Raw genomic sequence first — 1,124 nt, 5'->3', positions numbered from 1 at the left:
GTGCATGCGCTGCGCGGAGTGTCGATGGACGTGTCCGCCAGCGAGGGACTCGGGCTGGTGGGCGAGTCCGGGTGCGGCAAGACCACCGCGATCCTGGCGCTCATGGGCCTGCTCCCGCCGTCGGCGACCGTCGCCGGTGAGATCAGGCTCGGCGGCGACGACCTGCTCGCCCGGGGTGAGGCAAGTTTCCGCCCGCACCGGTGGACCGACATCGCCATGGTGTTCCAGGGCGCGATGAACGCGTTCAGCCCGGTCGCGACGGTCGGGGACCAGATCGCCGAGCCGATGCGGGTGCACGGCGTCGCCGACGGCAAGTCCGCCACCCGCCGCGTCGGCGAGCTGCTCGATCTGGTCGGGATCCCGCCGGAGCGGGCAAAGCGCTACCCGCACGAGTTCTCCGGCGGTATGCGCCAGCGCGCTGCGATCGCGATGGCGCTGGCATGTGAGCCGAAGGTCCTGCTCGCCGACGAGCCGACGACGGCGCTCGACGTGATCGTGCAGGCGCAGGTGCTCGACCTGCTGGACCGGCTGCGGCGCGAGCTCGGGCTGGCCGTCGTCCTCGTCACCCACGATCTGCCGGTGGTGGCGCAGGTGTGCCAGCGCGCGGCCGTGATGTACGCCGGCGAGGTCGTCGAGAACGGGGATATCGACGCGTTGCACACGGACCCGGTGCATCCGTACACGCGCAAGCTGTTCGAGGCCGCGCGCGAGCTAGAGCTGGGGTGGTCGCCATGATCATGGGGAGGCGGCCGCGAGGAAGGTGGCGACGGTGAGTGAGACCACGGCGAGCGGTACGACAGCGAGCGGTACGACAGTGAGCGGGACGACGGTAAACGCGGTGAGCACGGACGCGACGTTGCTACAGGTCGACGGGCTGGTGACACATTTCCCGGTGCCCCGTGGCATCGTCGGGACGCTGCGGCGCGCTCCCCGGCAGGTGGTGCGCGCCGTCGACGGGGTGTCGTTCAGCGTCGACCGCGGCGAGATGCTGGCGATCGTCGGCGAGTCCGGTTCGGGCAAGACCACGGCGATCCAGACCGTGCTGCGGATGGCGGACCCGGTGGCAGGGAGCATCCGCTTCGCGGGCGAGGACATCACCGAGCTCGGGTCACGGGGACTGAAGC

At 70.9% G+C, this 1,124-nt stretch carries 2 protein-coding genes; both read left to right on the top strand.

Annotated features, from left to right (window positions below):
* Positions 1–735, top strand: a 735-nt coding sequence (locus ELR45_RS11440) for an ABC transporter ATP-binding protein (protein ID WP_205856419.1), incomplete at its 5' end; no start/stop codon positions are given.
* Positions 736–769: 34 nt separating this feature from the next.
* A partial coding sequence (locus tag ELR45_RS11435) for an ATP-binding cassette domain-containing protein (RefSeq protein ID WP_129666073.1) occupies positions 770–1,124 on the top strand: 355 nt, incomplete at its 3' end.

This window comes from Phytoactinopolyspora endophytica (assembly GCF_004138495.1).
In the GTDB taxonomy this organism is placed as follows: domain Bacteria; phylum Actinomycetota; class Actinomycetes; order Jiangellales; family Jiangellaceae; genus Phytoactinopolyspora; species Phytoactinopolyspora endophytica.
Note: the sequence above shows the minus strand (reverse complement) of the source record. Positions and strands in the feature narration are given on the sequence as shown.